Annotated in this window: 5 protein-coding genes; all 5 read left to right on the plus strand. The window is 53.4% G+C overall.

Annotation, left to right across the window (positions count from 1 at the left end):
* Positions 1–112 precede the first annotated feature (112 nt).
* A complete protein-coding gene (locus N037_RS20025; RefSeq protein ID WP_032642930.1) occupies positions 113–1,099 on the plus strand; it encodes a CobW family GTP-binding protein in 987 nt (328 codons plus the stop codon).
* Positions 1,100–1,132: 33 nt separating this feature from the next.
* Positions 1,133–1,846, plus strand: a complete 714-nt coding sequence (locus N037_RS20030; protein ID WP_181012998.1) for a phosphatase PAP2 family protein — start codon at positions 1,133–1,135, stop codon at positions 1,844–1,846.
* Between the two features lie 415 nt (positions 1,847–2,261).
* Complete coding sequence (gene mepS, locus N037_RS20035; protein ID WP_023336362.1) at positions 2,262–2,831, plus strand: bifunctional murein DD-endopeptidase/murein LD-carboxypeptidase; 570 nt, start codon at positions 2,262–2,264, stop codon at positions 2,829–2,831.
* 127 nt (positions 2,832–2,958) lie between these two features.
* Entirely contained in the window at positions 2,959–4,515 is a 1,557-nt protein-coding gene (locus tag N037_RS20040) for a cyclic di-GMP phosphodiesterase (RefSeq protein ID WP_032642932.1), read from the plus strand.
* Between the two features lie 73 nt (positions 4,516–4,588).
* Positions 4,589–6,201: extracellular solute-binding protein (locus tag N037_RS20045; protein ID WP_032642934.1), on the plus strand; the 1,613-nt coding region annotated here is incomplete at its 3' end.

Raw genomic sequence — 6,201 nt, forward strand, 5'->3', positions numbered from 1 at the left:
TTAACGCGAACGGATGCGGCCTCCGTTCGCCCTTCCCCTTCTCACAGGTCACGTTTTTCGCCAGGATAGAGAGAACAGTGTTATAGCATCACCCTTCTCATCTGGAGCGCACGTGACCAAAACCAACCTCATCACCGGTTTTCTCGGCAGCGGTAAAACCACCTCAATTCTCCACCTGCTGGCAAATAAAGATCCGGCCGAGAAATGGGCCGTGCTGGTCAATGAATTTGGCGAGGTGGGCATTGACGGCGCGTTGCTGTCATCCAGCGGCGCGATGATTAAAGAGATCCCCGGCGGATGCATGTGCTGCGTCAATGGCCTGCCGATGCAGGTCGGGCTCAATACCCTGCTGCGTCAGGGCAAACCGGACCGCCTGCTGATTGAACCCACCGGGCTGGGTCACCCGAAGCAGATCCTCGATTTACTGACCGCCCCGGTTTACGAGCCGTGGATCGATCTGCGCGCTACCCTGTGCCTGCTCGATCCGCGTCAGCTTCTGGATGACAAGGCCGTGGCCAACGAAAACTTCCGCGATCAGCTCGCCTCGGCTGACGTTATTGTCGCGAATAAAGCCGATCGCGCCACGGCTGAAAGCCAGGCCGCGCTGGACGCGTGGTGGCAGCATTTCGGCGGCAATCGCACGCGAGTGGAGACCACCCAGGGGAATATTGATAGCGCCCTGCTTGACCTCCCTCGTCTGAACCTCACCGAGCTGCCTGTCAGCGCGGATCATGCGCACAGTCATCCGGTTAAGCAGGGCCTGGCTGCCCTGAGCCTGCCAGAACACCAGCGCTGGCGTCGTAACCTGAACAGCGGTCAGGGATATCAGGCCTGCGGATGGATTTTTGATGCTGATACCGTTTTCGACACCATCGGGATCCTGGAGTGGGCCAGACTCGCTCCCGTCGATCGCGTGAAAGGGATCATGCGCACCCCGGACGGGCTGGTGCGGATCAATCGTCAGGGTGACGATTTCTTTATTGAAACGCAAAATGTGGCGCCGCCTGACAGCCGAATAGAGTTAATTAGTGCGGTTAACGCTGACTGGAATGCCCTCCAGTCCAGCCTGTTGAGGATTCGTTTAAGTTCGGGCGGCTAACGTTGCCCCAGTTTTCACTCTATGCAGAACGTTATGACAACTCGATTTCCCCTGATATTACTGCTCAATGTCGCCGGTCTGGCGCTTTTCTTCTCCTGGTATATTCCGGCGGATCATGGTTTCTGGTTCCCGCTGGATTCTGCCATTTTTCACTTCTTCAACCAGGAGCTGGTGAAGAGCAACGCGTTCCTGTGGCTGGTGGCAATTACCAACAACCGCGCCTTCGACGGCTTCTCGCTGCTGGCCATGGGCTGCCTGATGCTCTCTTTCTGGCTGAAAGAGGATAAAGCCGGGCGTCGGCGTATTCTCATTATCGGTCTGGTGATGCTGCTGTTTGCCGTCGTCATTAACCAGCTGGCAACCGCGATTATTCCGGTTAAGCGTTCAAGCCCAACGCTATTCTTCACCGATATTAATCGCGTCAGCGAACTGCTGCATATTCCAACAAAAGATGCGTCGAAGGACAGTTTCCCCGGCGATCACGGCATGATGCTGCTTATTTTTTCCGCAATTATGCTTCGCTATTTCGGCAGAAAAGCCTTTGCCATAGCCCTGATTATTTTTGTGGTTTTTGCCTTCCCGCGCGTAATGATTGGCGCTCACTGGTTCACCGATATTGCCGTCGGTTCGCTCTCCGTGGCGCTGATTGCGCTGCCGTGGTGTTTGATGACCCCGCTGAGCGACAGGATAATAGCGCTGTTCGATCGCTACCTTCCCGGTAAAACGCAACAACAATTAAACAAATAACTAACCTAAATTAACGTGAGCTATCAGGGATCGACATGATCCCTGATAGCGTTCTCGCCGCGATCTTTCCCCTCTGTCATATTCTCGTCATCATATTCATGATAAAAATGAAGCAATTGCAGACTGGCGCTGCGGATCCGCCGCTATTTTAAGCAATTCTATGTTTTTACTTTCTGTATCACATTTTCTTATAAAAAAAAGGCTTTTTTTACTCGCAATACCCCTGGCAATCGGTTAATCTCGAACTCGTTTTGCCCCATAGAGATAATTATTTCCTTGGTGAATAATTTTGTGCGCTGTGCCACAAATGTGACCAGAAAGAATTGTCTCAATGTGAACAGATAATTAGTCTCGTCACGTTTGGCATTTTTATAACGATATTTGTCGTTAAGGACTTCAAGGGATAATAAACAACATGGTCAAATCTCAACCGTTTCTGAGATATATCTTACGGGGGATCCCGGCGATAGCAGTCGCGGTACTGTTGTCTGCATGTAGTTCATCGAACACCGCAAAGAATATGCATCCTGAGACGCGTGTTGTGGGAATGGAAGATTCCTCGTCACTGCAAGCCTCTCAGGATGAATTTGAAAATATGGTACGTAATCTGGACGTGAAGTCCCGCATTATGGACCAGTATGCTAGCTGGAAAGGCGTGCGCTATCGTCTTGGCGGCAGCACAAAAACAGGTATTGATTGTTCCGGTTTTGTACAGCGTACGTTCCGTGAGCAATTTGGGTTAGATCTTCCGCGTTCAACCTATGAACAGCAGGAGATGGGCAAGTCGATTTCACGTACCAAACTGCGCACCGGTGATTTAGTCCTGTTCCGTGCCGGTTCTACAGGTCGACATGTTGGCATCTACATTGGTAATGACCAGTTTGTACATGCCTCCACCAGCAGCGGTGTGACCATTTCCAGCATGAATGAACCGTACTGGAAGAAGCGCTACAACGAAGCACGCCGCGTACTGACCCGCAGTTAATATGACAATTGTATCGTTGGTTATCCCTTGGCTGACGATATGATAAAAAAAAGCACTGCTTCGGCAGTGTTTTTTTTTGCCCGTTACACTGAATACATCCAGCGGCATTTCAGGAATCACGACGTCTATGTTTACCCGCTACTTCTCCAGCAATCGCAAGATATTAATCCTCAGCATTATCACAGGCCTGATCGCCGCCCTGCTCCTGGGTTCGTTGCAATTTTTCTGGAGCTACCACAAGCGGGAAGTCAAATTCGACACCCTGATCCGCGACGTAAGCCTCTATATGGAGAGCTATTTCGATGAGCTAAAAAACGCAGTCGATACCCTCCAGCCGCTCACGTTAAAAAGCTGTCACGACGTTAATCAGGAACTCACCTCACGAGCGGCCTTTAGCATTAACGTTCGCGCATTCCTGCTGGTCAGAGACAAAATGGCGTTCTGTTCTTCCGCCACAGGCCCGATGAATTTTCCGATGGAGGAGCTGATACCCGAGCTGCACATCGATAAGCAGATTGATATGGCATTGCTTCCAGGCACCCCGATGTTGCCTAATAAGCCAGCCATCGCCATCTGGTACCGTAACCCGCTCGTGAAGGACGGCGGCGTGTTCACCTCGGTGAATCTCAATCTGACGCCTTACCTGCTCTACACCGCGCGCCAGGACGAATTCACGGGGATAGCCATCATCATTGGCGATCACGCGCTGTCAACGCGGTCCAGCGCGTTGGTCAACGCGCATGACCTGGAGGAAATCCCGGTCCGTACCGCGACGCTGAAAAACATTCCCCTGACCATCAACCTGTATGCAGACGCATGGACCAGCGATGAAATTCTCTACGCTCTGTTCTTCGGGCTGGTATGCGGCATTTGTGCCGGATCGCTCAATTACTACATTCTCAGCATTCGGCTCAATCCGGGTAAAGAGATTTTAAGCGCCATTAAGCGCGGCCAGTTTTACGTGGTTTATCAGCCTGTCGTTGATGCCAAATCACTCAGGATGACCGGGCTTGAAGTGCTGATGCGCTGGAAGCATCCGACTATGGGAGAAATTCCGCCGGACGCGTTTATCAACTTTGCCGAAGCGCAGAAGCTGATTGTCCCGCTGACGCTGCATCTCTTTGACCTTATTATTCACGATGCCCCCGTGTTACAAACCCTGTTACCCCCGGGAGCAAAGGTGGGCATTAACATTGCGCCGGGGCATCTGCATGCGGAAAGCTTCAAGGACGATATGCGCACCTTCAAAGCGTTACTGCCGCCGGATTACTTCCAGATCGTACTGGAAATTACCGAGCGCGACATGCTGAATCATCGGGAAGCCAACAGCCTTTTCGAATGGCTGCATAACGAAGGGTTTGAAATCGCCATTGATGATTTTGGCACCGGCCACAGCGCGCTGATTTATCTTGAGCATTTCACCATGGACTACCTCAAAATCGACCGCGGTTTTGTTAATGCAATAGGTACTGAGACCGTGACGTCACCGGTGCTGGATGCCGTCCTGACGCTGGCAAGACGGCTGAGTATGCTGACCGTCGCCGAAGGGGTCGAAACGCCGGAACAGGCCACCTGGCTACGCGAACACGGCGTTAACTACCTGCAGGGATACTGGATTAGCCGCCCGATGCCGCTGGAACAGTTCCGCAAATGGCGTCCTGACGTTTCACCCGACGGTGAATAATTTCACATTGCCCGTGGCGTCACTTATTATTCAGCTTAACCAAGCCGGTCTGTAAAAAAGGGAGCCGCGCGAGATGCTTATGCGCTTCATGTTGCTGATGTTGGCATTAACGAGCCTGTCCAGCCAGGCGCAGGCCATCAAAGAAAATATCGCCTTCGCGGTGATTGGCGAGCCGAAATACGCGGTCAATTTTACGCACTTCGATTACGTTAACCCTGCCGCGCCGAAGGGCGGAAAGGTCACGCTTTCCGCCACGGGGACCTTCGACAACTTCAACCGCTTCGCCCTGCGCGGCGTGGCGGCCGCGCGAACGGAATCGCTTTACGATACGCTCTTCGTCACGTCTGATGACGAGCCCGGCAGCTACTATCCGCTGATTGCCGAGAACGTCCGTTACGCCGATAACTTCGCCTGGGCAGAAATCTCGCTGAACCCGCGGGCACGTTTTCATGACGGTACGCCGGTGAAGGCCAGCGACGTCGCCTTCACCTTCCATAAATTCATGACCGAAGGCGTCCCCCAGTTCCGCATCGTGTATAAAGGCGCATCCGTCAGAGCCATCGCACCGCTCACCGTGCGCATCGAGCTGAGCGAACCGAACAAGGAGAACATGCTTAGCCTGTTCTCGCTGCCGGTGATGCCTGAATCGTTCTGGAAGAATCATAAGCTAAGCGACCCGCTTTCCACGCCGCCGCTGGCAGGCGGCCCGTACCGCATCACCGACTGGCGTATGGGGCAATATGTCGTTTACTCTCGCGTTAAGGACTACTGGGCGGCCAACCTGCCGGTAAACCGCGGGCGCTGGAATTTCGACACCCTTCGCTATGATTACTACCTCGACGATAACGTGGCGTTTGAAGCGTTCAAAGCCGGCGCCTTCGATTTACGCGTAGAGAGCAGCGCCAAAAACTGGGCCACCCGCTATATCGGCAAAAATTTCGCAAAAGGCTATATCGTCAAAGACGAGCACAAAAATGAGTCTGCCCAGGACACCCGCTGGCTGGCGTTTAATATTCAGCGTCCGGTATTTAATGACCGTCGGGTGCGGGAAGCGATATCTCTGGCCTTTGATTTTGAATGGATGAACAAAGCGCTGTTTTACGGGGCTTACAGCCGCGCCAACAGCTATTTTCAAAATACCGAGTACGCCGCACGTGATTATCCGAAAGCCGATGAGCTGGTCCTGCTGGCGCCGTTGAAAGCGGAGGTTCCGCCGCAGGTGTTCACCACCGTGTTTCAGCCGCCCGCGTCGAACGGTGACGGTTACAACCGCGACAACCTGCTCAAAGCCAGCAAACTGCTGGATGACGCGGGCTGGCACCTGAAAAATCAAAAGCGTGTGGATGCCAAAACGGGTAAGCCTCTCAGCTTTGAGCTGCTGCTCTCGTCCGGGGGTAACGATCAGTGGGTACTGCCGTTTAAGCACAACCTTGAGCGGCTGGGCGTGACCATGAACATTCGCCAGGTCGATAACGCGCAGATCACCAGCCGCATGCGCAGCCGTGATTACGACATGATGCAGCGCCTGTGGCCCGCCCAGCCGTGGCCCAGCTCGGACCTGCAAATTTCCTGGGCCTCCAGCTACATCGACTCCTCATACAATGCGCCAGGGGTAAAAAGCCCGGCGATTGACGCGCTGATTGCGAAAATAGTGGCGGCGCAGGGGAATAAAGAAAAGCTCCTCCC

Origin of the sequence: Enterobacter sp. EGD-HP1, from assembly GCF_000733275.2 — a bacterium.
Lineage (GTDB): Bacteria > Pseudomonadota > Gammaproteobacteria > Enterobacterales > Enterobacteriaceae > Enterobacter.